General features: G+C 64.7%; 21 protein-coding genes and 1 tRNA gene. 10 read left to right on the top strand and 12 right to left on the bottom strand.

The window, feature by feature from the left end:
• Positions 1-25 precede the first annotated feature (25 nt).
• Positions 26-607: a M48 metallopeptidase family protein gene (locus F562_RS0109345; RefSeq protein WP_051080213.1), complete on the top strand. Its 582-nt coding sequence runs from the start codon at positions 26-28 to the stop codon at positions 605-607.
• On the opposite strand, the gene F562_RS0109340 is transcribed toward F562_RS0109345, so the two are convergent.
• Positions 604-1188: an NUDIX hydrolase gene (locus F562_RS0109340; protein WP_018156688.1), complete on the bottom strand. Its 585-nt coding sequence runs from the start codon at positions 1186-1188 to the stop codon at positions 604-606. The genes F562_RS0109345 and F562_RS0109340 overlap by 4 nt on opposite strands.
• A complete protein-coding gene (locus tag F562_RS18625; protein ID WP_018156687.1) occupies positions 1185-2678 on the bottom strand; it encodes a zinc-dependent metalloprotease in 1494 nt (497 codons plus the stop codon). Before F562_RS18625 ends, F562_RS0109340 begins: the two co-directional genes overlap by 4 nt.
• Positions 2679-2946: 268 nt before the next feature.
• Between F562_RS18625 and F562_RS0109330 the strand changes: the two genes are divergently transcribed.
• Together F562_RS0109330 and F562_RS18620 are read left to right on the top strand one after the other, a co-directional pair.
• Complete coding sequence (locus tag F562_RS0109330) at positions 2947-3384, top strand: molybdenum cofactor biosynthesis protein MoaE (protein ID WP_018156686.1); 438 nt, start codon at positions 2947-2949, stop codon at positions 3382-3384.
• On the top strand, positions 3381-4478 hold the full coding sequence (locus tag F562_RS18620) for a YlbL family protein (RefSeq protein WP_156822602.1): 1098 nt from the start codon (positions 3381-3383) through the stop codon (positions 4476-4478). The genes F562_RS0109330 and F562_RS18620 overlap by 4 nt, the downstream gene beginning before the upstream one ends.
• A gap of 22 nt (positions 4479-4500) precedes the next feature.
• Here F562_RS18620 and F562_RS0109320 read toward each other — a convergent pair whose 3' ends face one another.
• Entirely contained in the window at positions 4501-5028 is a 528-nt protein-coding gene (locus F562_RS0109320; RefSeq protein WP_018156684.1) for a PPA1309 family protein, read from the bottom strand.
• Positions 5029-5099: 71 nt separating this feature from the next.
• Between F562_RS0109320 and F562_RS0109315 the strand changes: the two genes are divergently transcribed.
• Together F562_RS0109315 and F562_RS0109310 are read left to right on the top strand one after the other, a co-directional pair.
• Positions 5100-8183 (top strand): UPF0182 family membrane protein, encoded by a 3084-nt coding sequence (locus F562_RS0109315; RefSeq protein ID WP_083915512.1) that lies wholly within the window; start codon positions 5100-5102, stop codon positions 8181-8183.
• A gap of 61 nt (positions 8184-8244) precedes the next feature.
• A tRNA-Met gene (locus F562_RS0109310) sits at positions 8245-8318 on the top strand.
• Positions 8319-8354: 36 nt separating this feature from the next.
• Here F562_RS0109310 and F562_RS0109305 read toward each other — a convergent pair.
• Positions 8355-9008, bottom strand: coding sequence for a TetR/AcrR family transcriptional regulator (locus F562_RS0109305; protein ID WP_018156682.1), 654 nt, complete (start codon positions 9006-9008; stop codon positions 8355-8357).
• A 101-nt stretch (positions 9009-9109) separates the two neighbouring features.
• Here F562_RS0109305 and F562_RS0109300 point away from each other — a divergent pair, with 101 nt between their 5' ends.
• Positions 9110-9586: a peroxiredoxin family protein gene (locus F562_RS0109300; protein WP_026181151.1), complete on the top strand. Its 477-nt coding sequence runs from the start codon at positions 9110-9112 to the stop codon at positions 9584-9586.
• Positions 9587-9769: 183 nt separating this feature from the next.
• Here F562_RS0109300 and F562_RS0109295 read toward each other — a convergent pair whose 3' ends face one another.
• From F562_RS0109295 to F562_RS0109285, 3 genes are all read right to left on the bottom strand, one after another.
• Positions 9770-11446, bottom strand: a complete 1677-nt coding sequence (locus F562_RS0109295; protein ID WP_018156680.1) for a formate--tetrahydrofolate ligase — start codon at positions 11444-11446, stop codon at positions 9770-9772.
• A 24-nt stretch (positions 11447-11470) separates the two neighbouring features.
• Complete coding sequence (locus F562_RS0109290) at positions 11471-12778, bottom strand: glycine cleavage T C-terminal barrel domain-containing protein (protein WP_018156679.1); 1308 nt, start codon at positions 12776-12778, stop codon at positions 11471-11473.
• A 76-nt stretch (positions 12779-12854) separates the two neighbouring features.
• A complete protein-coding gene (locus tag F562_RS0109285) occupies positions 12855-13760 on the bottom strand; it encodes a methylenetetrahydrofolate reductase (protein WP_018156678.1) in 906 nt (301 codons plus the stop codon).
• Positions 13761-13948: 188 nt separating this feature from the next.
• Between F562_RS0109285 and F562_RS0109280 the strand changes: the two genes are divergently transcribed.
• Entirely contained in the window at positions 13949-14779 is an 831-nt protein-coding gene (locus F562_RS0109280; protein ID WP_156822601.1) for a T3SS (YopN, CesT) and YbjN peptide-binding chaperone 1, read from the top strand.
• Positions 14780-14793: 14 nt separating this feature from the next.
• Here the strand turns inward: F562_RS0109280 and F562_RS0109275 are convergent, their stop codons facing one another.
• The 5 genes from F562_RS0109275 to F562_RS0109255 form a co-directional block, all read right to left on the bottom strand.
• The gene (locus tag F562_RS0109275) at positions 14794-15381 is read right to left on the bottom strand and encodes a TetR/AcrR family transcriptional regulator (protein WP_026181150.1); all 588 of its coding nucleotides are present in this window, start codon (positions 15379-15381) and stop codon (positions 14794-14796) included.
• On the bottom strand, positions 15378-16112 hold the full coding sequence (locus tag F562_RS0109270) for an ABC transporter permease (protein WP_018156675.1): 735 nt from the start codon (positions 16110-16112) through the stop codon (positions 15378-15380). The genes F562_RS0109275 and F562_RS0109270 overlap by 4 nt, the downstream gene beginning before the upstream one ends.
• A complete protein-coding gene (locus tag F562_RS0109265; RefSeq protein WP_018156674.1) occupies positions 16109-16849 on the bottom strand; it encodes an ABC transporter ATP-binding protein in 741 nt (246 codons plus the stop codon). Before F562_RS0109265 ends, F562_RS0109270 begins: the two co-directional genes overlap by 4 nt.
• Before the next feature lie 75 nt (positions 16850-16924).
• A complete protein-coding gene (locus F562_RS0109260) occupies positions 16925-19489 on the bottom strand; it encodes an FHA domain-containing protein (RefSeq protein ID WP_018156673.1) in 2565 nt (854 codons plus the stop codon).
• A 69-nt stretch (positions 19490-19558) separates the two neighbouring features.
• Positions 19559-20809 (bottom strand): FHA domain-containing protein, encoded by a 1251-nt coding sequence (locus F562_RS0109255; protein WP_018156672.1) that lies wholly within the window; start codon positions 20807-20809, stop codon positions 19559-19561.
• A 124-nt stretch (positions 20810-20933) separates the two neighbouring features.
• On the opposite strand from F562_RS0109255, the gene F562_RS0109250 reads away from it, so the two are divergent.
• From F562_RS0109250 to F562_RS0109240, 3 genes are read left to right on the top strand one after another with little or no spacing between them, the layout of a single operon-like run.
• Positions 20934-22325: an NAD(P)/FAD-dependent oxidoreductase gene (locus F562_RS0109250; protein WP_040385690.1), complete on the top strand. Its 1392-nt coding sequence runs from the start codon at positions 20934-20936 to the stop codon at positions 22323-22325.
• 34 nt (positions 22326-22359) lie between these two features.
• Positions 22360-23634: a M16 family metallopeptidase gene (locus F562_RS0109245; protein WP_018156670.1), complete on the top strand. Its 1275-nt coding sequence runs from the start codon at positions 22360-22362 to the stop codon at positions 23632-23634.
• Entirely contained in the window at positions 23634-24992 is a 1359-nt protein-coding gene (locus F562_RS0109240; RefSeq protein ID WP_018156669.1) for a M16 family metallopeptidase, read from the top strand. Before F562_RS0109245 ends, F562_RS0109240 begins: the two co-directional genes overlap by 1 nt.
• Positions 24993-25050: the final 58 nt, after the last annotated feature.

Genomic DNA, 25050 nt, shown 5'->3' with positions numbered 1-25050 from the left:
CAGTGGGTGGCCCTACCGTGGCGTCATGGACCCGCTGCCCTTCGACGCTGATCCGGCCGGCCCTCCGGTCGAGATCCGACGCAGTGCACGGCGCAAGCGCACGGTCAGCGCCCGCATGGAGCAGGGCCGGATCATTGTGATGGTGCCCGCGCGACTGTCTCAGCGCGAGGAAGCCAAGCTGGTCAAGGAAATGGTCGCCAAGGTGCAGTCCCAGCAACGACGCACGCAGCGGGGCGTCAGCGATGAGGTGTTGCTCACCCGCGCAAGCCAGTTGTCCCGTCGATACCTTGAGGGTCGTGCCCAGCCCACCGTGGTGCGGTGGGTGACTAACCAGCGCAACCGGTGGGGGTCGTGTACCCCCACCACTGGGCACATTCGGCTGTCGGCCCGACTGCAGACCATGCCCAGGTATGTCATCGACTATGTGTTGTTGCACGAGCTCGTACACCTGTTGGTGCCCGACCACGGGCCGCGATTCCACGCACTCATGGAGGCCTATCCCGATCTAGTGCGGGCCCGGGCCTTTCTCGACGGCGTGTCCCACGTGGATCAGGTCGGCATCGGCGACGGGATGTCCCAGGCGTCCGATGAAATCACGGAGGACTAAGTCGACCTCGGCGTGTTCGGGCGTGGGCATGCGCGGGCGGCGGCGACCAGGTTGCTGAGGTCCGGGTCGGTCTTGGTCGGCAGGTCATCGACCGGCCACCACGCGAGATCGTCCGACTCATCCGAGCGCACGGGCGACGCGCCGGGCGGGGCCCATCCGGCGTAGCGCACGTCGAGGTGCTCGGTGCACCTCGTGAAGTTGCCTCCCAGCGGGTGCGCGTGGAGGTCGATGGGATCCGCCGAGATGACGATGCCGTCGATGCCTGACTCTTCGGTGCCTTCGCGCAGCGCTGCATCCCGAAGAGAGGAATCGTCAGCCTCCAAGTGGCCGCCCAGTTGAAGCCAGAGCCCGACCTTGGGGTGCAGGGTCAACAGCGCATGCTCGCCCGCAGCGTCCAGGAGCAACACTCCGGCGGTGAGGTGTATGGGCGGCCCATCTCGCCAGCATCCGGCGGGCTCCTCCGCCAGGTGGGCAACGTAACGCTCCCGCAGCCCATGCTGCTCGGCCGAACTCGCGTGCCAAGCCGACAGGGTCGTGCTGGCCTCTTCGCGCAGCGCGAGGAAGCCGGGCGGGATGGTCATCGGTTGCTGTCGGTGGGGCCGTCCTCGTCGCTACCCGCGTCGGGTTCCTCGTCCTCGGGTTTCTTGTCGGCGGGGTTCTCCGCGTCGAGCTCGGCCCGACCTTGAGACAGCAGCGCGTCCAGGGCGTCGTCCATGTCATCGCGCTCCGGCTCCACCGTCCCGCCCGTGCGGCGCGCAACGTAGGCCGCCGGGTCCTCAAGGTCATCTGCGGTCGGCGCGTGATCGGGGTGTTGCCAGGCCGCGTCCCGGCCGGCGGCGTCGGTCGCCTCCTCCAACGAGGTCCACAGGGTGGCCGCATCGCGCAGGCGGCGCGGCCGCAATTCCAGACCCACCAAGGATGCGAACAGTCGCTCGGCAGGGCCACCCGCGGCACGACGGCGGCGTACGGATTCCGCCAGCGCTCCCACGTGCGGCAGATGCGGCTCGCAGGCCCGGTTGGCGACCACTTCGACCCAGCCTTCGACCAACGCCAGCAGTCGCTCGAGCTGGAGGACGGCACGTCGTTGTGACTCACTCGGCTCCGGGGCGAAGAGCGAGCCCTGTAGCGCCTTCTGCAGTTCGGCGGGATCGGACATGTTGACCTCGCCGACGGCACGCTCGATCTGGTCAGTGTCGATATTGATGTCGGCGGCATAGGACTGCACGGCGGCGATGAGCGCTGGCGCGATCCATGGCACGCGAGCAAAGAGACGGGCGCGGGCGGCCTCGCGCGCGGCGAGGTAGAGGTGCACTTCACCCGCGTCGATACCAAGGCCCTCGGCGAAGGCCGACACATTCGACGGCAGGATCACCACAGCGTGATCCTCGATGAGAGGCAGCCCCACTTCGGTACCGGTGACCAGATCGCCAGCCAAAGCGCCCACCGCCTGCCCGACCTGCATGCCGAACATGCCAGCGCTCATCCGCTCCATCATGGGCTCCATCTGGCCCATCATCTGGGACAGGTCAAAGCCGGGTGGGAGCCCAAGTTCGGGTGGAAGTTCCTGGTCACCGAGTTGGCTCATTTGCTGTTGCATCGCGCCGCGAATGGCGTTGCCGACTCCGGAGGCCACCGGATCAACCAACTTCTTCCATACGGGCATCGTCTGCTCGACCCACTCCGACCGAGACCACGCCTGCGCCGATGCTGAGGGAGCGGCCAGATCGGTGACCTCGTCGAGCCAGAGGTTGGCGACGGAGACGACCTGCTCAACGTCCTTCACCGTGTTTTCGCTGACGCTCGGATCCCCCTCTGCCGCAACGGTCTTCCTGGCGACGTCGGTTGCCATCGCGACGTCGAATGGGCCATCCACGGGCCGGGCCATCATGGCCTGCATCTGGGCCTGAACCATGCCGAGCGTCGCGGGGTCAATCTGGTCAAGGCCCATCTGGCGAAGGGCGTCGGCGAGTTCTGGATCGTCGCCTTCACCGCCGAGCATGGCACGCAGCATCTCCTCCAGAGATGGCTCGTCGTCCCCGCCCGAGCGGGGCTGAAGTGGCTGATCAGACACGGGTGGCTCCTTCGTCGCCGTGGTGGCGTGGCGTACGGCATCTTCGCCGCACCTCATTCCAGGTAACCACGTGAGGGGCCGATGTAGTTCCATGGCCCTCGTGATGCGCGGTTCACTGTCAGAGGTCGAGGGGTCATTCGCGCGACGTGCCGCGCCTGCGGCAGGATGCCGTGGGGCGACGAGGCCCAGGTGACATGCAGGTTGAGGCGCCATCCTGGGCGCCGACCGACAGGCTGCGCTGACTAAACCGAGAACGACGAGGAACATCGTGACCGAGACTGCAGGCGACAAGCGGGTGCGACTCGCACAACTTCGCGAGACGCCGCTGTCGGTGGATGAGGTGCTGGACGCCGTACGCGATCCAGACGCCGGAGGCATTGGCCTTTTCGTCGGTGTCGTCCGTCAGCATGACCACAACCATGGCGTGACGGCACTCGACTACTCAGCACATCCAACCGCCGAATCGCTGCTGCAACAGACGGCTCAGCAGGTGCTACGCGAGGACATCACCGCGGTCGCCGTGACACACCGCACTGGACACCTGGACATTGGCGACACCGCGGTGGTCGTGGCCGTCAGCGCCGCGCATCGCGGGCCCGCGTTGGAGGTCTGTCGCGAGTTGATTGACACCCTCAAGAAGACGGTGCCGATTTGGAAGCACCAGCAGTTCGACGACGGTTCGGATGAGTGGGTGGGGTTGCCGTGAGCGCTCCTCCCGGTGGGGAGCACCTTCCGGCCCGCCCGAGCCAGCCTGCCCGAGCGGGCGCGTCTCGCCGCACCGTGGTGCTTGTGGTCGTGGTGTTGGCAGGCCTTTTCATTGGCGCGCTCGGGCAATTGGTTCAGGTGCCCTATGTGATTTTCAGCCCGGGGCCCGCCCAGGACACGTTGGGCAAGATCAACGGCAAGGACATCGTGTCCGTGAAGGGTACGAAGACCTACCCGACCTCAGGAGAACTCGACTTCACGACGGTCTCGCTCTACGGCGGCCCGGATCACCCGGTGAGTGTGTGGCGTTATCTGCGTGCCAAGACTGATTCGAACAGCGAAATCCTGCCGGAGGAGGACGTCTTCGGGGACAAGACCAGCAAGGAGATCAAGGACGAATCCTCGGCCGCCATGACAGGTTCGCAGCAGTCGGCTGAGGTGGTGGCGGTCCGAGCCACCGGGGCGAAGGTGACCGAGAAGGTCTACGTCGGCGGAGTGGAAGAGGGCTCCCCGGCTGTCGGCAAACTCAAGGCCAGGGACCTCATCCAGGAGATCGATGGAAAGCCAATTCCCTCGATCGACTCGGTGCAGACCGTCATGGGCAAGGTCAAGCCTGGGGCAACGGTCAAGGTGACGGTGATGCGCGAGGGGTCAGCCCGGACGGTTTCGGTCAAGACGCGGAACGTCGAAGGGCGTGCCGTCATGGGCATCCGGATCGCGCCACGCTTCGACTTCCCCTTTGAGGTGAAGATCAACGCAGGGGAGGTCGGAGGACCGTCCGCCGGTTTGATGTTCAGCCTGGCGATCTACGACAAACTCACCCCAGGTGCCCTGACCCGCGGGAAGAACTTCGCAGGAACCGGTGAAATCGCGTTCGACGGGACCGTGGGACCAATCGGGGGTATCCAGCAGAAGTTGGTGGGCGCCCGGTCCAGTGGCGCTGACTACTTCCTCTCGCCGGCGCAGAACTGCCCGGAGGTGAAGGGACATGTGCCCGAGGGACTGAAGGTCTTCAAGGTCGGGACCTTCGATGAGGCCAAGAACGTGGTGGAGAAGGTCGCCGCAGGCACGACCGCTGGCTTGCCCACCTGCTAAGCCTGACTACGCGCGCGACCGATTACTCAAAGGTCGCGCGCAACGCCTCGACGAGACCAGGGGCGATGTCGTTCCCGATGGCGACCTTGTCGTCGGTGTCGTGAGCACGCTGCCGGAGCAGGCATACCGATTGGCCTTCCCGCAGCACCGCCACCACGAGGCGTACGTCTTGGCGATCCGGATGGGCAGCCAGGGCGGCCGTTGCCTGATCGGGATCGGCCGGCAGGTCGCGCTCGGCGCCGGGGGGTACGACGAGTCGCTCGACTGAGACGACAGCGCCGTCGACGTCGTCGGGCCACGCAATCCTCGCAAGAAGATCGTCGATGCTGCGCGTGGGCAGCAAACCCTCCTGCTCGATCGTGCTGTATGCCTCCGGATCGGCCGCGCCGAGTTGGGCCGCGATGGCGGGCTCCCGTTCGATGAGGTCGGCATTGCGGGCGACGGCGAACAGCCGAATGGGCTGGTCCCAGCCAGATCGAGCGATGTGTCGCTCGGTGTCGATCGCACAGTCGGTTAATGGGTTGGGCATCAGGCCGGCGGGAACACTCACCCGCTCATGGTGCCTTAAGGTTCGCGGGTTAGGTTAGGGGAGGTTATCCCCACCTGCGATCGGAATCTTGCGTGAGTACCTCTGACGACGGTCCGGCCGAGCCCGACAACTCAGGCGGCAACAGCGGACGACGATTTGAACGTCCCAGCTTCCCCGGGGGTGGTCGATCCCGGCCTCGTTCGCCACTCGCTGTCGCGGGTGTAGTTGTCGTTGCAGTGATCGGCCTGGCCCTGCTGTGGTCGCGGCTGTGGACTGAGCGTCTGTGGTACCAAAGCATCGGCTTCGAATCCGTTTACACCACCGAGTTGGTTACTCGGACAGTGATGTTCATCGTGGGCGCGCTAATTTCCGGCGTCCTGGTCGGGGGCAGCTTGCGGCTCGCGTACCGGTTCCGCCCGATCTATGCGCCGGTGAGCGTCGAGCAAGACAACCTTGAGCGTTATCGGGAGGCCATCGACCCGTTCCGCCGACTCGCCTTCTGGGTTATTCCGGGCATGTTCGGGTTGTTCTCTGGCCTGGCCGCCCAGTCGCAGTGGCAGCAGGCTCTGCTGTGGGTGCACCGTCAGCCCTTCGGGCAGAAAGACCCCGAGTTCGGTCACGACATCGGCTTCTACGTCTTCACGCTGCCGTGGGTGCAGTTCCTGCTGTCGTTCCTGACGATGGCACTCGTGCTCGCGACGCTGGCTGGCGCGATTACGCATTACATCTACGGCGGGATCAGCCTGCAGGGCCGTGGTGCTCGGACGACGCGCGCGGCGCGCATCCACATCGCGTTGCTCGTCGCCAGCCTGGTCCTGTTGCGCGGTGTCTCCTACTGGCTCGACCGCTACGAGTTGTTGACGGGGGATAGCGGCAAGTTCGATGGGTTGAGTTACACCGATCAGGCCGCGGTGATGCCGACCAAGGCGATCCTCGCGTTGGCCGCGGTGTTCTGTGCCCTGCTCTTCGTGGCGGCGATCTGGACCAACACCTGGCGGCTGCCGCTGGTGGGTACCGCGCTGCTCGTGGTGCTCGCCGTGGTGGTGGGCGGGGTCTATCCCTCGATCATTCAGCGTTTCCAGGTCGGGCCCGACGAGCAGGAACTCGAGACTCCCTTCATCCAGCGGAATATCGCGGCGACGCGAACGGCGTACAACCTGGATGACACGAAGGCGGACGACTACAAGCCGACGACTGACGTCAGCGAGGGTCAGCTGCGTGAGGACGCCGAGACCGTGCCGGGTATCCGCATCGTTGACCCGTCCGTGGTGTCGCCCACTATTCGCCAACTTCAGGGTCGGGTGAACTACTACCAGTTCCCGGACACCTTGGATGTCGACCGTTATGACGTCGGCGGCAAGAAGGTCGACACCGTGATCGCGGTCCGCGAACTCGACCTGAACGGCGTGCCGGACGGGCAGCGCACCTGGGTCACCGACCACGCGGTGTACACGCACGGGTTTGGTGTGGTCGCTGCCTATGGCAACAAGCGCAACGCTGATGGCGAACCGCAGTTCTTCGAGAAGAACATCCCGCCGACCGGCGACTTGGGCAAGTACGAGCCGCGGATCTACTTCGGCGAGTCCTCGCCGGAGTACTCGATCGTCGGCGGCGGTAATACTGAGCGCGAGATCGACTACCCCGAGTCCGGTAGCGGCGGTGCAGGCGAGAAGAAGACGACGTACAAGGGCGACGGTGGCGTCCAGATGAGCTCGGTGGCCCGTCGTCTCGCCTATGCCATCAAGTACCGCGAATACAACATCATGCTGTCGGACGTGGCCAACCCTGATTCGCGGTTGATGGATCACCGCGAGCCCCGGGAGCGAGTGCGCAAGGCCGCGCCGTGGCTCACGCTCGATGGCAACACCTATCCGGTGGTCACGGGCGGTCGGATCAAGTGGGTGGTCGAGGGTTACACCACGACCGCGCAGTATCCGTACTCGCAGAAGACCTCGCTCGGTGGCGCGACCACCGACTCGGTGACCTCTCGTTCTAACAATGTGCGCAATATCGGCAGCGGTGAGGTCAACTACATCCGCAACTCGGTCAAGGCCACGGTTGATGCCTACGACGGGTCGGTTGATCTCTATGCCTGGGATGACAAGGACCCCATCCTCAAGGCGTGGCGGAGTGCCTTTGGTGGCACGGTGAAGCCGCTGTCCGCGATCAGCGGCGACTTGATGAGCCACATGCGCTACCCCGAGGACATGTTCAAGGTGCAGCGCGATCTCCTCGGGAAATATCACGTCACCAGCGCGTCGGCGTTCTACCAGGGCAATGACTTCTGGGAGGTGCCGAACGACCCGACGCAGGGCAGCAAGACCACCACGCCGCCCTACTACCTGTCGATCGCGATGCCCGATCAGAAGGACCCGACGTTCTCGTTGACTTCGACCTTCAAACCGACAGGTGACAAGCAAAACCTGTCTGGCTTTATGTCGGTGGATGCTGATCCTGGCGATACGCCAGGGAAGAAACGGCCGGGCTACGGCAAGATACGGCTGCTCGAGATGCCTCGAAATCTCACGATCCGAGGGCCTGGGCAGTTCCAGAACGAGATCGAATCCTCGAATGCCAATACACCTGGATTTGAGACCACGCTGTCGCAGTTCTTGAGTATTCAGCGCCAGCAGGGATCGACGGTGCGCCTCGGCAACCTGTTGACCTTGCCAGTGGGCGGTGGACTGCTCTACGTCGAACCGATCTACGTGCAAGCCAAGGGCGAGACCTCTTATCCGTTGCAACGGATCGTGGTGGCTTCGTTCGGCAATAAGTTGGCGTGGTCGGCGACGTTGGACGACGCGCTCGATGAGTTGTTCGGCGGAAGTTCTGGTGCCGAGGCTGGCGATGCGGACACACCGACGACACCTGATCAGTCGGGTGACGCAGACCCCTCTGAGTCACCGAAGCCTTCATCTTCGTCACCGCCATCGTCTTCGTCGAGTCCGTCGGAGTCCTCGAAGTCGGGTACGCCAAAGCCGGGTTCCGCGGCGGCTGACGTGCAGAAGTATTACAACGAGGGCCAGGCTGCGCTGAAAAAGGGCGACTGGGACGCGTACGGCGAAGCGCAGAAGAAGCTCGGTCAAGCGATCCAGCGTCTGGCGCAGGAGAACCCAGAAGGCGGTTCGGTTGATGTCACCCCGGCGCCCTCGGGAACGCCTAAGTCGTCGGGGTAGCGCAGATCACGTCACCTCGATTTGGAGGTGTGTTCACCAGCCCGTAGAGTGGAGTCATCGCCGCGGGGTGGAGCAGTTCGGTAGCTCGCCGGGCTCATAACCCGGAGGTCGCAGGTTCAAATCCTGCCCCCGCTACTGTGTGAAAGTCCCTCTGACCAGCAGAAATGCTAGTCAGAGGGACTTTTGCGTGTGCTGGGTACCCCTCCGTCTAGCGCTCGTCGGCTCGACGAAGTTCGCCACGTGCTGTAGCGCCATGTCGAGTGCGAGTTCGAGGGCCTGTGTGTTCCGTGCGACCTGGGTTAGCAGGAGCCCGCCCTGGAGTGCTGCCATGACTGCAGTCGCGAGCTCGCGTGGGCTCGCCGATGGCGTCAATTCGCCACGAGCTTGCATCGTCGCGAGCCCATCACTGAGCAGGGTCTCCCAGATCTCGAAGCTGTGGGACAACATGATGCGAGCGCTATCAGACCACTCGGCCATCTCACTGGCGAGCGAACCGATTGGACAGCCGCCGATCCCGCCGCCGGTTCGAGTGAAGGCGACGACCGCATCGCGCCACCGGTGCATGTCCTCCAGGGACTCCATCGTGTCCAGGAGTGGGCGGTGCACCGCCAGAACGCGGCGCGTTTGCTCCAGAATTACGGCGCTGACGAGGGCTTCTTTGTCAGCAAAGTAGTGGTACAACTGCGACTTGCTTGTCCCGCTCGCCGTCATGACTTCGTCAAGTGTGGTGCCTCGAACTCCATTCGTGAATACGAGATCTGCGGCCGCTGTGACGATCCGCGCACGCGTCTGCGCGCCCCGTTGTGTCGTTTGACCGGTTCGCATGCGACCTCCTATCGTCGACCGTAACGTAAATGGACTTGTGGGTCCAGTTATAAATGGGCAGGGTGGCGATCACTAGCCCCTACCCGTCAGGAACCATCAACATGTCGCTACTTCACAACAATGAGACGTTTCCTCACCTCGAGATCGCCGCTGTAGGCGGAGGAACGATCACGCTGCCATCCGACCTCGCCGGCTCATTCGGGGTGGTCTTGGCATACCGAGGCTCATGGTGTCCGTACTGCCGGGCTCAGTTGGCGTCTTTCTCGAGGGCGATGGACAAGTTCGCCGATCAGGACATCAAAGTGATCGCGCTGTCGGTTGACGACGAGGCAACGAGTGCCGCGCTGGTGGCGAAGCACAACCTGTCCTTCCCGGTCGGGCATAGCGTCAACGCGGGCGAATTCGCGGGAGCGACTGGGGCGTACACCAACGATGACCCCAATTACATCCAGTCGACGGGGTTTGTGCTCGCACCCGACGGCACCATCGTGACCGCCGTTTACTCATCGGGAGCGATCGGCAGGTTGGTGCCCGACGACGTGCTCGGACTCATCGCGTACATCAAGTCCAACGTCTAAGGCTTCGGTCAGACCATCCGTGAGCATGTGCGCACGGATGGTCTGACCGAACTTCGCTCGACCGGTGATGGGTCTCGACAAGCTCGACCGGCGTTGGCTCGTCCGGCGTTGGCTCGTCCGGCGTTGGCTCGTCCGGCGTTGGGTCGACCGGCGTTGGGGTCGACCGGCGTTGGGGTCGACCGGCTACGACAGTCCGCGCACCGTCCCGTCGTCGTCGATCGACATGCCGGCACTCGCGGGCACCTTGGGCAGGCCGGGCATCGTCATGATGTCGCCAGTGACCAGCACGACAAACCCAGCGCCTGCACGCAACCGCACCTCGCGTACCTCGACCGTGTGGCCATCCACCGCGCCGAGGGCTTTGGGGTCGGTCGAGAACGAGTATTGCGTCTTGGCAAAGCAGACCGGCAGTTTGCCGTAGCCGTCCTCAGTCAGTTGCTTCAGGCTGCGCCGCGCTGCCGGACTCCAGGACACCGCGTCGGCTCGATAGATCCGGCGCGCGACGGCCTCCGCCTTGGCCACGATGTCGGCGTCCTCGGGGTAGGCGTACGTCAGATTGGCGAGGTTCTTGTCGAGGAGGTTGTTGACCGTGTCAGCAAGGGCAGTCGCTCCCGCGCTGCCATCGACGACATGGGTTGCTTCCACCGCAGGCGCATCCTCTGCCATGGCGAGTTCACGCACGAGTGCGACCTCGGCATCGGTGTCGGAGGGGAATCGGTTGATTGCCACCACCGCCGGCACACCAAAGACCTCGCGCATGTTCTGTAGGTGCCGCCTGAGATTGGCGGCGCCTGCGCGCACCGCGTCGAGGTTCTCGACATTGAGGTCGGGTACGCCCACCCCACCGTGATACTTCAACGCCCGCACCGTGGCGACCACCACGGCCACATCTGGGGCAAGCCCGGCCATGCGGCACTTGAGATCAATGAACTTCTCGGCCCCAAGGTCGGCACCGAACCCGGCCTCGGTCACCACCACGTCTGAGGTCGCCAACGCCGTTTGGGTTGCCAACACCGAGTTGCACCCATGGGCGATGTTCGCGAATGGTCCACCGTGGATGAAAACAGGCGAATGCTCAAGTGTCTGAACAAGATTGGGCTGCAAGGCATTCGCCAGCATGATGGTCATCGCCTCTGGCGCCTCGAGATCAGCCGCAGTGACTGGCTTGCGATCGCGCGTGTAGGCCACCACGATCCGGCCGATGCGTTCTTTGAGGTCGCGTAGGGAGGTTGCCAGGCAGAAGATTGCCATCAACTCACTCGCGACCACGATGTCCCAGCCCTCCTCACGGGGGACGCCGCCGGTCGTTCCACCTAGGCCGATCACGGACTGCCGTAGCGCCCGGTCGTTCATGTCGACAACGCGTTTCCATTCGATGCGCCGTTGGTCAATCCCGAGCGCATTGCCGTGGTGAATGTGGTTGTCAATCAACGCAGCCAGCAGGTTATTGGCTCCGGCGATCGCGGCAAAGTCACCAGTGAAATGCAGGTTGATGTCGATCATCGGCACAACCTGGGAATGTCCGCCACCGGCGGCGCCGCCCTTCATCCCAAACACCGGTCCCATGCTCGGTTCTCGCAGCGCCGCTGTGGCGCGGACGCCAATCCGTCGCAGGGCATCCGTCAGGCCGACCGTGGTGGTGGTCTTGCCTTCGCCAGCTGGAGTCGGCGAAATGCCAGTCACCAGAACGAGTTTGCCGCGCGGCTTGCTTTCGAGTCCGGCAATGGTCGACCGGTCGACCTTGGCAATGTGTCGGCCGTACGGATGCAACGACTCCGGTGGAAGGCCCAGCATCTCTGTCGCGACCTTCTCGATCGGCCACAGCTCGACGGAGTCGGCAATCTCAGCATCACTTCGCATAAAGGCAATCTTCCTTGATCGTCGTCAGACAGCGGCGTCGAGGCCGCGGGCTTTGAGCAGTTCACGTTGGTTGGGGTTGACCGATGGGCGGAAGGGCATCTCCACGACCTCGGCGGGGACGGGCACGCCCGGCTCGTCGGCGTACTCATCGGGCAGGTGCACCCAGAGGTCGGTCCCGAGTTCGCTCGCCGTGACCGGGACGTGGCCCATGGCAATGTTGGTGCCCAGCTCAGGGGAATACCAGGGTGAGGTGACGTAGCCGGTGGGGTCAGCGTCTTTCGCCTCAGAGATGAGCCAGAAGTCGGGCGCGTAATCGTCGATCTGGCGGCCGCCATCGAGCCGCAGACCCACCAGAGTGTGGGTGAACGGCGGGCGCCCTGCCTCGATCTCGGCGCGCGCCGATTCGAGCGCCTCCTTGCCGACATAGGCGGCTGCCTTGTTGCGCGGAACCTGATATCCCAGATTGATCTGGAACGGCAGCGTCTCCTGGTCCATGTCCTGCCCCCAGGACAGGATGCCCGCGGCGATCCGCCGGTGGTGCGCTGGCGCGATGACGGCCAACTGGTGTGCCTCGCCTGCTTTGAGCACGGCGTCCCACATGGTCTCGGCGTGAACGGACGCGTCGCGTAGGTAGATCTCATATCCTTTCTCCCCGGAGAATCCCGTCTGCGACACGATCACATCGCACCCGGCGACCTGCCCGGCGTACAAGCCGTAGGACGGGATTTCGGCGATTGCTGGACCGAATAAATCGGTCATGAGGTCAATCGACTTGGGTCCTTGGATCTGGACCGGCGCCACGTCGATCTCGTTGATCGAGACGTCGAATCCCTTGGCAACATTGATTCCTTGAAGCCAGAACAGCAGGTCAGAGTCGGACAAGCTGAACCAGTATTCGTCCTTGGCGATACGCAGCAAGACTGGGTCGTTGAGTACCCCGCCCGCCTCATTGCACAAGATGACGTAGCGGGCCTTCATCGGGGGAATCTTGGTGGCATCCCGGGTAATAACGAAGTTGACGAACTCGGCTGCGTCCGGCCCCTTGACCTGAATCTGCCGCTCCACGGCAACATTCCACAGCGTCACGTGATTGACCAGCGAGTCGTACTCGACCATCGCGCCGCCGTCTTCGGGACGGACATAGCCGCGGGGGTGGTAGACGCGGTTGTAGATCGAGGCGCGCCAGCATCCGGCTTCAGCGGACAGGTGCCAGTAGGGCGACTTGCGCACTCGTGTATCGATCAGCATCTCGACCGGAGTTCGTCCGGACTGTCGCAGGTTGATGGGAACAAGACGGTCGGACTGGTCGACGGAGGGGACGTTGTGGCTCATGGATTTCCTCACTTCGCGGTGCCCAGGGCCGGGCATGAATGTGCTGACAGCAGAAGGGGTTTCGGGGGACGGTGGTCTAGCGAGGGAGCCCACCTCCCTCCTGCAACCGAGTGGCCAGCTCGACTCGCCAATTTTCGGTCTCGGCGACTTGGTTGAACGTGAAGATGTGCAGCCCTGCAACTGCTGCGTCGGGCCTGGCCAGGGTTGGTGCCAGGTGCCGCAAGAACTTCTCGGCGGAGAACTCTCGCGGCCCGGCGAGCCGAGCCACGACACCTGGATGCTTCATCAGGTAGCGCGTCGAATCGCCCACGCCGATGCGCGTTGCCATCGCCACCAGCCGCGCGCTGCTGACCGCGCCCGGTATCCCGAGCCACAGGGGAAGTTCGACGCCGCGGGCACGCACGCGGGTCAGCCAGGTGGCGACGATGCGCGGATCAAATGTGAGGTTGCTGACCAGTTCGGTCGCAAGATGGCGCTTGTCCCACATGGCCTGGATGACTCGGTCGTCCGAGACGATGGGATGCGACTCGGGATAGGCGGTGACGCCCATGGCGGCGAAAGGTCGACCGAGAGACTCCAGTTCGCCCAACAGGCTGAAGGCGTCGGGGTAGTCGCCCGGGGTGTCTGAATCGCCACTCGGCACGAAGATCTGCCGGATGCCGAGGGACTGCAGGCGCGCCACGATGTCCAGCAAATGGGCGCGATCGGCAACCATCCGAGCGGCGAGGTGCGGGACGACGGTGAACCCTGCCTGGGACAGCCGCTCGGTGGTCTCAAGCGTGGCGTCAAGGCCGCGGGCTGGCGAAGCCGTCACCGTCACGATTCGTCCGGCGGGGAGGTGCTCAGTCACGCGGGCGGTGATGTCGGGAGTGGGGAGCACTTCATAGCGCGGACGCTCCAGCAGGCGCGCCAGGGTAGAACACCCGTCGCGGCGCTGCATCGGCTGCGGAAGGCGCTTTCGCGCCCAGTGCAGATTGCGCATTGCTCAACTCATTCCATAATACGCACTTCCTGGGTCACACGGTACGACTCCCGAGCCCGATGCAAAAGGGGGTGAGGGAGGCAAATTTGACGAGAGGTTTGTGGTGTGTTGCAGCACCGGTTGTCGGTGGTCGATGGCACTCTGCGGGCATCGGGAGAAGTCGAGGAGGCAGGTGCATGGTGGAGTGCATGACGGACCGGCATGCTGGTCGGGAGTCTTGGGCCATTCCGTGGCGTCAGTTCGAGTCGCGTCTTGCGGCGCTGGCACAAGAGTTCGGTGTCGGCACCTCATCCGGAGACCTCACCTTTTCGGCTCCGGCCCGTGGCGGTTTGATCGCTCTCAAGCTCCGCCGAGGAGAACTGCGAGTGGCCGGCGGTCCGTGGTCGTCGGAGTCGGAGGTGACGCCAGTCGAGGCGGCGCAGCGACTCTGCGCAGTACTGCGCACCTGGGTGCCGCATCCGGCGCTGATCACGGTCCGGGCTGCTGGCGTGTTCGTGAATCGGGTGGCTGCGCTCAGGCTCGCGGATAGCGGCAGCGTCGGAGAGGATGCCGTGGGTCATCGGCGGTACCCAGCATGCGACGCGACGCAGGTCGGCGCTGTCTCGGATGAGGCGGGTGAACGCCGCGCGGCACTGGATTTGGTGGTGCTGGATCACCTGCGGATGCGGTGTGGTCATGGCTTGACGCCCGATGAGGACGGTGACCTCGCCATCGAGATCGGCGGCGTCGGTATGTGGATCCGGGCCAGCCCCGACGCTTCAGAGATCCTGGTCTTTCGCCCCATCGCTCAGGGAGTGCCCGTCACGCACGCCGCGGGTGCGGAGGCCGAGGCGTTCAATCGACAGCACGTGTGGTCGCGGCTAGTGCGCCGCGGCCAGGTGATCTCGCACGTGATGGAGGTGCCTGCTGATCCGTTCTCGCCAGACCTACTCGATCAGCTGTTGCTGGTTTTTGCGCATCACCACCGTGAAGTGCGTCGAGACCTCCTTGAGCGGTGGGGAGATTCCGTGGTCGGCTGACCGTCAGCAGCGGCTCACTCGAGGTCTCCCGTGAGGAGGCGGTCGACGTTCGGGCCGACAGCCTTCACCACCTGGTCAATGCTCATGCTGGCGACAGGCTCAATCTGGAGGATGTGGCGCACGACCATCACCCCGGTGATCTGAGTTGCCGCGAGCGGTAGTCGTTGGTCCACATCCGAAACGGAGTCGAGGAGGCGGGCGCGTAGGGCAGGGGCCACAAGGTTGGTGACCAGGTCCCGGACGATCTCTGGTTCGCCGCCCAGGCTCGACCGAAACACGGCGATGAGCCCCGGACCCGCCGGCGAGCTCCAGATCGTCAGGACCTGACGCAAGAGCGCAGACCCCATGTGCTCGATCGGCACGTCGTGAAGGCGGGAGACCACCTGCGCGGGGTCGATCGGAATGTCGGCAACGGCGAGGAAAAGACCGCGCTTGTGATCGAAGTAGTGGCTGATGAGGGCGACGTCCACCCCGGCGTCCGCCGCAATTGACCGCAGGCTTGTTTGCTGAAAACCCTTGGCAGCAAACAATTTTCGGGCTGAGGCGAGGATTCGCTCGCGCGAGTCCGACGTCCCACTCGGGCGACCTGTTGGTGGCGTCATCGAGTCTGCCTCGGCATCGAGGCTGCTGCACATGCCAGCGCCGCGAGGGCGAACCCGCAGAGGATGGCGATGTCAGTGCTGGCTTCGGAGCCAGGCTGCGATGTAGTGGCGATGGCGCCCAAAGCCTCCACCGCGTAGGTCATGGGAAGGGCGTTGGAGACCCACTGCAACAGATCCGGCATGGAGTCGCGGGCTGCGAGCAGTCCACACAAGAAGATCTGTGGACCAATAAAGATCGGCATGAGTTGCACCGCCTGAAATTCGGTGCGCGAGAAGGCGGAGGCGAGTAACCCAGTGGCCACGCCCACTCCCGCGGACGCAGCGGCAACGGCCAGGAGCCACCACATGGGCCCAGCGGTCTCGACGCCAAGGGCCCACCGGGTGATGGCCCATAGTGCGAGCGATTGAATTCCGGCCATCACCGAGAACGCGATGCCGTACCCCAGGAGCAGGTCGGCTCGGTGAAGAGGGGTGGTCAGCAAGCGTTCGAGGGTGCCGGATGTTCGCTCGCGCAACATGGCGATGCTGGTGATGAGAAACATGACCAGCATCGGCAGAATGCCGAGCATTGACACCGCAATTCGGTCAAATGCCGGGCTCCCGTTGTAGACGAAGTAGAGCAGGGTGATCAGCGCCGATGGGACGACCACGATCAAGGCGATCGTTCGGGGGTCGGCGCGTAGTTGCGCCAGGATGCGACGGGCCGTTGCCAAGGTCAACTGTGCGCTCATGCTGCCGTTCCCTGGTCGTCGCGAATGATCTGCAGGAACGCCTGATCGGGGGATTGAGTCCCGGTCCGATCCAGCATTTGTTGTGGGGTGAGGTGGGCTAACAATCGCCCGTCCCGCATGAGCAGTACGCCGTCGCACCGGGTGGCTTCATCCATCACATGGCTGGAAACCAGCATCGTGACGCCCGAGTCCGCGAGATCTCGCAGCGAGGTCCAGAGGTCTTCGCGGGTGACCGGGTCGAGACCCACGGTGGGTTCATCCAGCACGAGGAGTTCGGGGGAACCCACGAGAGCGCACGCCAGCGAGGCGCGGCTGGCTTGGCCGCCCGAGAGGTTCTCGACGCGTCGGGTGGTCTGGGAGGTGAGGCCAACCATGTCGATGGCGCGTTCCACCTCGGCCGGATCCGTCGCGTGCAGCGCCGCGAAATAGCGCACGTTGTCACGCACAGTGAGGTCGCGATAGACACTGACGGCCTGAGTGACATAACCCAGACGCCGGCGAAGCCCAGCAGACGCAGCAGCCTGGCCCAGGACGTGAAGGTCTCCTCCGCTCAGATGTTGCACTCCGACGATCGTGCGCATCAAGGTGGTTTTGCCGCAGCCCGATGGCCCCATGAGTCCGGTGATGGTGCCGGTCGGGAGATCAAAGGTCAGGGAGTGCAAGACCCTGTTCTTGCCGCGTGCCACCACCACGGCGCGGGCCGAGACCGCGATGTCAACAAGTGTTGAATTCATCATGTGTTGAATATGCGGCACAAGAGCCCGAACTGTCAAGGATGATGCCGCGGCGGCGCGACCAATCAGGGGCCGAGCTCAGTCGTCCTCGCGGGAAACTCTCCAGAGCGTGACGGCGGCGAGGATGAGTCCGAGCACGGTCAGCATCGCCAGTGACAGGCCGAAGAAGGTGACCGAGTGCTTCCATAGCGGGTCATCGACGCCGCTGCCCTGGATGACGCCCTGCCGCGTGAAAATCTGCTGAACGTCCGTGATGCCGGCGGCGCCGGCGTACCCCCAGCGCGATGGGCTCAACCACGAGAGCTGCTCAAGGACCGGGCGACCGGTCAGCGGGAAGAGCCCACCACACAGGACGAGTTGAGCCATCACCGAGATCACCAAGAGCGGCATGACTTGTTCAGAGGTCTTCACGATTGAGGAGATGAGCAGCCCCAAGGACACGGCGCAGAACGAGGTGAACCAGCAGACGATGATGAGTTCGACCGTGGGAGACCCGAGCATGATCGGGTCTGCCGGCGGGCTCTTGACCAGCAACACCAGGAAGACCAGGATCGCGCTCTGAATGAGCGTCAGAATCCCAAAGATCACCAGTTTGCTGGCGAGATAAGCCTGCGGTGACAGACCAACTGCCTTCTCCCGCAGGAAGATTGCGCGTTCACCCACGAGTTCTCGTACGGACGCAGCGCTGCCCATGAAGATCGCTCCCACGATCAGCACGACCAGAATCTGCATGGGCTCGCTCAACGGCGCCGTCGGTCGGCCGTCTGGGCCGGTCTCGGGTTGGGCGCCAAGACCAAATTCGCCGGGCACCACCATCGTGATCACGGCAAGGATGACCGGCATGATCAGCATGAAGGCGGCATATCCGCGGTCGGCCAAGATCACCTTGAGGTGTCGCCGGGCCAGGGTCGACAACTGGGAGGGGATCGACTGCTGGCGTGGAGGTTTCTCCCCGGTGGCCGCCGAATGTCGGCGCGGCGCTCGCAGCGGCGCCGAGACCTGTTCCTCCATCAGCGGCGAACTGCGGAAGGCCGCCTTCGCCCGCTCCGGATCGCGCGCCACCTCGGTGAAGACGTCGGCGTGATCGGTGGCGTGGAAGTGTCCGAGGAGTCCTTGCGGCGGTCCGAAGTACGCCACCTTGCCGCCCGGAGCCAGGAGGAGAACCTTGTCGCACACGTTGAGATTGGCGACCGCGTGCGTGATGACCACGACCGTGCGACCGCCGTCAGCAAGGTCACGCAACAGTGTCATGACCTGCTTGTCCAAACCCGGGTCCAACCCTGAGGTCGGTTCATCGAGGAACAACAGCGACGGTCGAGTCAGCAACTCCAGGGCCACGGAGGTGCGCTTGCGTTGTCCGCCAGAAAGCCGATCGACGCGGGTGTCCTGGTGCTGAGTGAGGCCGAGTTCTTCGATGACCTCGCTGACTCGCTCATCGCGAAGGTGGGCATCGAGGTCGTCCGGGAAGCGAAGCTCGGCGGCGTAGCGCAGCGCCTGCTTGACGGTCAGTTGCCGATGGACGACATCATCCTGCGGAACGACACCGATGCGGTGACGCAGATCGTCGTAGTTGTCGTAGAGATCGCGACCGTCGTAATAGACCTCGCCCTCGGTGGCCTGTTGCGAACCGGTGAGGGCCTTCAGGAGGGTGGACTTTCCAGCCCCGGAAGGGCCGACGACGCCGAGCAGACTCGAACCTTCGAGCGCAAAGGTGATGTCGTCCAACAGCTTCACACCGTTGTCGAGAGTGAACGACAGGTGGTTGGCCACGAAGTTGACGTCGCCCTCATCAACGCTGGCGACAAGTTGCCCATGGCGCACGGTGAACCGGCTATGCCCGACGGCGAGGAGGCCGCCGTCGCCGAGGAAGGCGCGATCGATGCGTTGTCCGTTGACGTATGTGCCGTTGCGGCTGCCGAGGTCTTCGACGTCGAAGCCGCCCTGCCGTGGGCTCAGGCGTACGTGATGTCGGGAGGCAAGCAGATCGTCAATGACGATCTGGTTCTCCAGGCCGCGACCAATGGTCAGAACCTGGGAGTGCGAGCCGCTGGACGACTGTGCCATCGGCAGGATCTGCGGCACCTGACCGGTGACCGTGGAATGGCCCGACTTGGTTGGGATGGGACCACTCGGCAGCGTCCAGCGCTCGAACACCACACCGGCGTGCTGCCCAGGGGAGTCGGGCAACATGGCGCCCGCCCGGTCTTGATCTGGCTTCTGGGCTGAGGGCGCCGGCGTGGGATGGGCCTCGGGGCGAGCGGGGAGAGGCCCACTACGCCCGGGCGCGCCGGGAAGTGGAGTCTGTCCGCGTGGGGGAGCGGCGGTTGCCTGAGCGCGTACCTGCGGCCCGTCGCTGGCGCCCAGGCGTAGCGACCCGCCGCCACCCAGTGGCGTGGGGCTCTGGGCTGGAATGCGCTGGCCACCAACGTAGGTTCCGTTGCTGCTGCCCAGGTCAACGACGACCCACTGGCCAGTCTCATGGCGCACCTGCGCGTGTCGACGAGACGCGCGGCTGTCGCTCACGACGACATCGCACGAGCGGTCTCGTCCGATCGTGGCCTCCTGGCCAGGCGAGAGCGAAACGACCTGACTGTCATAGGCCAGTCGAAGAGCCCCCTGAGAGCCACCTGCCGGCTGTGTCATGCCCTACCCCTTGGCGTGTTGCGTTGATGCGACGTGTGCGTCGTGCTGCGGTGTCGGTACTGCGTTCGATCACACGGAGACGAGCCAGCCGTCGCGGACCTCGAACGTCGAGGCGCCAATGCCGATGCGATCGCCCTCGTGTAGGTGGGTGCGTTCAACACGTCGGCCATTCACGAAGGTGCCGTTCCGGCTCTCCAGATCTTCGATCACCAAGCCCTCATCGTCCACCGTGATGCGGACATGCTGGCGGGAAACCAACATGTCATCGAGCACGATCGAGTTGGAGCGGCCACGACCGATCGTGAGGGCCTCCTCGGCGGGCTCGTCGCCGGTCGGAGGCTCTGCCACCGCAGGCGTGACCTGGGTGGGGAGTTCTTCGGCCTCGTCCGGGGCCGGTACGTTCCCGGGCTCCTCCGCTTGCTGCGGTTCGGATGGGTACTGCTCAGCTTGGGGCTGCTGGGCCTGCGGGGGCTGAGCAGGCGGCTCCGCCTGGTGGGCCTGAGCCTCCTGCGGCTCTGCCGGGCTGGGCTCGGAGCGCTGGTGCCCGTATGCCGCGGCACCTCCGACCGCACCGGCAGCACCCGCCGCGCCAGCAGCAGCCCAGTTGGAGTTGTCGTGCTCGGGCGGCTGCGGGGCGGGTTCGTCCCATGAGGGAGCCTGTTGCTGTTGCTCGTAGGGCTGGTACGGCGGCGCGGGCTCGTCCTGCTGAACCGGTGGCTCGTAGGGCTGGTACGGCGGCGCGGGCTCGTCCTGCTGAACCGGTGGCTCGTAGGGCTGGGCAGGCTCAGCCGGTGGCGCTTCCTGGTGAGGTTGACCCCACGCCGGGGGTGTTGATGGTGCGGGCTGGGCCGGCTGCTCAGTCTGCTGGGGGGCGTAGGCGGCGGCGCTTTCGGCGCTCGCAGACCCTGCCCAGCTAGGGCCGTCGACGTCAGCTTGTGCCGGCGCCTCGTACTGGGCGGGTGCCTCTGGTTGGGCGTCCCAGGCTTGGGCGGGCGCCTCTGGTTGTGCGGGCGCTTCAGGCTGTGCGGGTGCCTGCTGGCCATTCCAGGCGAAGGCAGGCGTCGAGCCGGAGCCGCCACCTGCCGGTGGGCCAGCCCAAGCCGCCGGTCGAGTGGCAGGACGACGCGGCCCCCGCACGATCGTGGCAGGATCACGCGGTGAAATGGCGTACTGCTCCTGGTCGTAAGGCGCAGGCTTCGGCGCCTGGTACCCCGGAGGTGCCGACGCCTGGCCGCCCTGCGACGACCACGAATGGCCACCTTGCTGCGCGGACTGCTGGGCAGGGGGCATCTGGCCGTGCGCGTCGTACGGACTGGACATGTGGTGCTCTCCAAACTTTGGCGAGTACGCCGGAAACGTCTCGACTGTGCCTCGTGCTCTCAGACAGCGTATCGCCGGTGAAGATCACATTCTCGATGCGCGTATCCGCGACTATCCTGCAGGTATGACCAGCGCGCCGCATTCCACCCTCCAACCGCACCGCGTCGTCATCATCGGATCCGGGTTTGGAGGGTTGTTCGCCGCCCGGGCCCTGCGTAAAGACAAGAACGTCAAGGTCACCCTGATTTCGGGGACCTCCCACCACTTGTTCCAGCCCCTGCTGTACCAAGTTGCTACCGGCATTCTGTCCGAGGGCCTGATCGCACCGTCGACGCGCGAAGTTCTTGCTGGACAGGACAACGCCGAGGTGGTCTACGGCCGCGTCTCGGACATCGATCTGGCTCAGCAGGTCGTGACCGCCAGGGCCGTAGACCGGGACTCGACCTACGACTTCGATTCGCTGATCGTCGCGGCAGGCGCCGGTCAGAGTTACTTCGGCAACGACCACTTTGCCCGCTATGCGCCCGGAATGAAGAGCATCGATGACGCTCTTGAGCTCCGCGGTCGGATCTTCGGGTCCTTCGAGATGGCCGAGTTGGCGGCGTCCGCGGGTCGTGCGGAGGAAGCCGCGCGATTCCTGACCTTCGTGGTGGTCGGCGCCGGTCCGACCGGTGTGGAGATGGCCGGACAGATCAGCGAGCTGTCTCGGCGCACCCTCAAGCGCGACTTCCGGCACATTGATCCAACCGGCGCGCGCGTGGTGTTGCTCGATGCTGCGCCGACGGTGTTGTCCGCCTTCGGTGATCGGCTGGGCGCAAAGGCCCAGGCCAGGCTGCAGCGCATGGGGGTCGACGTCCAACTCGGTGCCAAGGTGATCGATGCCGACACCACGGGGATCGATGTCGAGCGCTCCGACGGAAGCCGTTCGCGAATCGATTCGATGTGCAAGGTATGGGCGGCCGGCGTGCAGGCCAGCCCGCTCGGGAAACAACTCGCCGACCAATCTGACGCCGACATCGACCGCGCGGGCCGCGTTCAGGTGGAGGACGACCTGACCATCGCCGGTCATCCCAATGTCTACGTCATCGGCGACATGATGTCGCTGCGCAACCTGCCAGGAGTGGCTCAGGTCGCGATCCAAGGTGGCCGCTATGCCGCCCGCAGCATTCGACGACGACTTGCCGGCCAGAAGCCCCAGGCGGGCTTTAAGTACCGCGACAAAGGCAGCATGGCCACCATCTCGCGGTTCAGCGCGGTCGCCAGTATCGGCAATCTTCGGTTCTCCGGGTTCATCGCCTGGGTGCTGTGGCTCGGCGTCCACATCGTCTACATCATCGGCTTCAAGAGTCGGGTCACCACGATGCTGCACTGGGTTGTGGCTTTCCTCGGGAAGGGCCGTGGCGAACGGACCACGACCGAGCAGCAGACCTTTGGGCGGCTCGCGATTGAGGACCTTGGCAAGGATTTCCGGCCCAGCCTGGAGAGTTCCGATCGCGATGGGCATACCAGCGCCTGACATCGCCTGAGCCGCCTCGCCTAGGGTGGCGCGCATGCCGCTGGACTATGTCATTGCTGAGCGGACCCTCCCGAACGGCTTGCGCGTGGTGGTCTCGCCGGACCACCTCGTACCGGCTGTCACGGTCAACCTGTGGGTCAACGTCGGATCCCGTCACGAGCCGAAGGGCAAGACCGGGTTCGCGCACTTATTCGAGCACCTGATGTTTCAGGGTTCGCGCAACGTTGCTGAGGGTGAACACTTCAGTCGCCTCATGGCCGAAGGGGCTCAGCTCAATGCGACGACCTGGTTCGATCGCACGAACTACTTCGAGACGGTCCCGACCGGCGCGCTCGATTTGGCGCTGTGGATGGAGGCCGACCGGCATGGTCGGTTGTTGGACGCGGTCAATCAGGCCAACCTCGACAACCAGCGCGATGTGGTCAAGGAAGAGAAGCGCCAGCGTTATGACAACGCGCCGTACGGCGATGCGCTGCAGCGGATTTACGCGCTGATCTTCCCGGAGGGTCACCCCTATCACCACTCGACGATCGGGTCGATGGAAGACCTGGACGCGGCCTCTGTCGATGATGTGCACGCCTTTTTCACCGAGCACTACGGACCGAACAACACGGTCCTGAGCCTCGTCGGCGATGTGACTGTCGAGGATGGCTTCGCGGCGGCCGAGAAGTACTTCGGTGACCTGGAGCCGACGGCCGCTCCTCGGCGCGCTCCGGTCGCGGCCTTAGCCCCGCTGTCCGAGCCGCTTCGGGAGGAGGTCGTCGAGGCGGTGCCGACCCGGCGGCTGTACTTCGCCTGGCGGCTTCCGGTCGCCCACACGCAGGAGTTCTGGGCGGCCGAGCTCGCATTCGATCTCCTCGGCGGTCTGGCCTCGTCGCGCCTCTATCGACGGCTGGTACGCCGCGAGCAGTCAGCATCATCCGTCTCACGTAGTGCGATGGGCCTGGTGGACGGCGTGTCCCTTGGCCTGCTGGTGGTTGACGTCAGCGATGACGCTGACTGTGACGCCGTGGAAGCCGCTGTCTGTGAGGAAATCACCCGCCTCGGCGAGTCCGTGCCGACCGCGGTGGAGATGGAGACGTTGCACCACGAGACGGAGCGGTGGTGGTTATCAGCCATGGCCAGCACCGATGAGCGCGCCGACACACTCGGCCAGTATGCGTTGCTGCACGACGAGCCGGAGATCATCAACACCTTTGTCGACCGCGCCCAAGCGGTGACTCCCGAAGAAATCCGCGATGTGGCCCGCGACTGGATCACCCCGCAGTCCCGGGCTGTGGTGGCCTACACCCCGCAGGAAGGTGCCTGATGAGCCTGCCCCGACCGACGACCCAACCACCGCAACCGTGGGCGTTCCCGTCGCACGAGCGCCACCAACTCGATAACGGCATGACGGTGCTGATCTATCCAGTGCCTGGTCAGTACGTCACGGCGACTCGACTGGTCATCCCGGCGCCGCTTCGCTCCGAGCCGGTCGATCGCGAGGGCGTCGCAACCCTGGTCAGTCGGACCATGGACGAGGGAACCGAGCGCCGTTCGGGCGACGAGATGGCAGAAGCGCTGGAGCGCAACGGAATTGGGCTTGGGGCGAGCGCCATGGAGGCGGGCCTGATGCTTGACATCGACGCCACGGGGCCACAACTCGAGGCTGGCCTAGATCTCCTCACGGAGTGCCTCACTATGCCCACCTTCGCTGAAGGAGAAGTCGGTCGGCACCGGCGGCAACGTCTGGTGGAGATTGAGCACACGCTCGCACGGCCGGGATCCCGCGCTGCCCTCGAATGGGCGCGAACTCACTACGCGCCCCAGGACCGGGCCTCGCGCGCATCGGGCGGTCGGTCCGAAAGTGTCGCCGCCATTACCAGGGATGATTGTGCGAATTTTCATCGCGCACAGGTGAATCCGAGCCGAGCCACGGTCGTGATCGCGGGCGATGTCGAGGCGTCCGAGGTGCTGGGTTCAGTCCAACGGACACTGGCCACCTGGGCGCCGCCCTCGCCGGGCGAGATGCCAGTCGACGATGCGAGTCCGTACGCGCTCGCGCCCGAACGCGGACGCATCGTCTTTGTCGACCGTCCGGGGTCGGTGCAGACTGAGATGTACCTCGGGACCGCAGGTCCCTCGCGTCGCGACCCGCAGGGTGGAGCGGTCTCTCGAGCACTGTCGTACCTCATCGGCGGCTCGCCCAACGCCCGCATCGACGCACTCCTTCGGGAAGACAAGGGCTACACCTATGGCATGCGCTCCACCTTCCGGCCGAGGGCATTTGGTGGCGAGGTTCTGGTGAGTGGTTCGGTGCGCGGCGATGTCACAGCTGAGGCGCTGGACCTGGTGCATGGAGTGTTGGAATCCGTTGCGGCTGAAGGTTTTTCCGCCGACGAGACTCAGTCGGCAATCGACTACATCGGGAAGACCGCGCCGGCGCGGTTCGCGACCGCCGATGTCATCGCCGATGAGGCAGCCATGCTGGCCGCCGACGGCCTGGGCACAGACTTCGTCACGACCTATCTCGCGGATCTTGCGGAGGTGACTCCCGATCAACTGCAGCAGGCTTGGTCCCCGATTGCGGCGCAGCCGTGGAGCGTGGTCCTGGTCGGCGATGCCGAAGCGTATGCCGGTGCCGTGACGGCGCTGGGGCGAGGTGAGGTAACCGTCGTCTCGGGATGACCCAGAACGATCGCAAAGGAATGTTTGCAAAGAAGTCTTTGCAGTTTTAGAGTTGGCC

The organism is Demetria terragena DSM 11295, assembly GCF_000376825.1.
Lineage (GTDB): Bacteria > Actinomycetota > Actinomycetes > Actinomycetales > Dermatophilaceae > Demetria > Demetria terragena.
Note: the sequence above shows the minus strand (reverse complement) of the source record. Positions and strands in the feature narration are given on the sequence as shown.

Excerpts from the sequence above, each read along its gene's own strand:
- F562_RS0109345 (WP_051080213.1), top strand. The coding sequence starts at position 26 with ATGGACCCGCTGCCCTTCGACGCTGATCCGGCCGGCCCTCCGGTCGAG.
- F562_RS0109340 (WP_018156688.1), bottom strand. The coding sequence starts at position 1,188 with ATGACCATCCCGCCCGGCTTCCTCGCGCTGCGCGAAGAGGCCAGCACG.
- F562_RS0109305 (WP_018156682.1), bottom strand. The coding sequence starts at position 9,008 with ATGCGAACCGGTCAAACGACACAACGGGGCGCGCAGACGCGTGCGCGG.
- F562_RS0109300 (WP_026181151.1), top strand. The coding sequence starts at position 9,110 with ATGTCGCTACTTCACAACAATGAGACGTTTCCTCACCTCGAGATCGCC.
- F562_RS0109295 (WP_018156680.1), bottom strand. The coding sequence starts at position 11,446 with ATGCGAAGTGATGCTGAGATTGCCGACTCCGTCGAGCTGTGGCCGATC.
- F562_RS0109290 (WP_018156679.1), bottom strand. The coding sequence starts at position 12,778 with ATGAGCCACAACGTCCCCTCCGTCGACCAGTCCGACCGTCTTGTTCCC.
- F562_RS0109285 (WP_018156678.1), bottom strand. The coding sequence starts at position 13,760 with ATGCGCAATCTGCACTGGGCGCGAAAGCGCCTTCCGCAGCCGATGCAG.
- F562_RS0109280 (WP_156822601.1), top strand. The coding sequence starts at position 13,949 with ATGACGGACCGGCATGCTGGTCGGGAGTCTTGGGCCATTCCGTGGCGT.
- F562_RS0109275 (WP_026181150.1), bottom strand. The coding sequence starts at position 15,381 with ATGACGCCACCAACAGGTCGCCCGAGTGGGACGTCGGACTCGCGCGAG.
- F562_RS0109270 (WP_018156675.1), bottom strand. The coding sequence starts at position 16,112 with ATGAGCGCACAGTTGACCTTGGCAACGGCCCGTCGCATCCTGGCGCAA.
- F562_RS0109265 (WP_018156674.1), bottom strand. The coding sequence starts at position 16,849 with ATGATGAATTCAACACTTGTTGACATCGCGGTCTCGGCCCGCGCCGTG.
- F562_RS0109260 (WP_018156673.1), bottom strand. The coding sequence starts at position 19,489 with ATGACACAGCCGGCAGGTGGCTCTCAGGGGGCTCTTCGACTGGCCTAT.
- F562_RS0109255 (WP_018156672.1), bottom strand. The coding sequence starts at position 20,809 with ATGTCCAGTCCGTACGACGCGCACGGCCAGATGCCCCCTGCCCAGCAG.
- F562_RS0109250 (WP_040385690.1), top strand. The coding sequence starts at position 20,934 with ATGACCAGCGCGCCGCATTCCACCCTCCAACCGCACCGCGTCGTCATC.
- F562_RS0109245 (WP_018156670.1), top strand. The coding sequence starts at position 22,360 with ATGCCGCTGGACTATGTCATTGCTGAGCGGACCCTCCCGAACGGCTTG.
- F562_RS0109240 (WP_018156669.1), top strand. The coding sequence starts at position 23,634 with ATGAGCCTGCCCCGACCGACGACCCAACCACCGCAACCGTGGGCGTTC.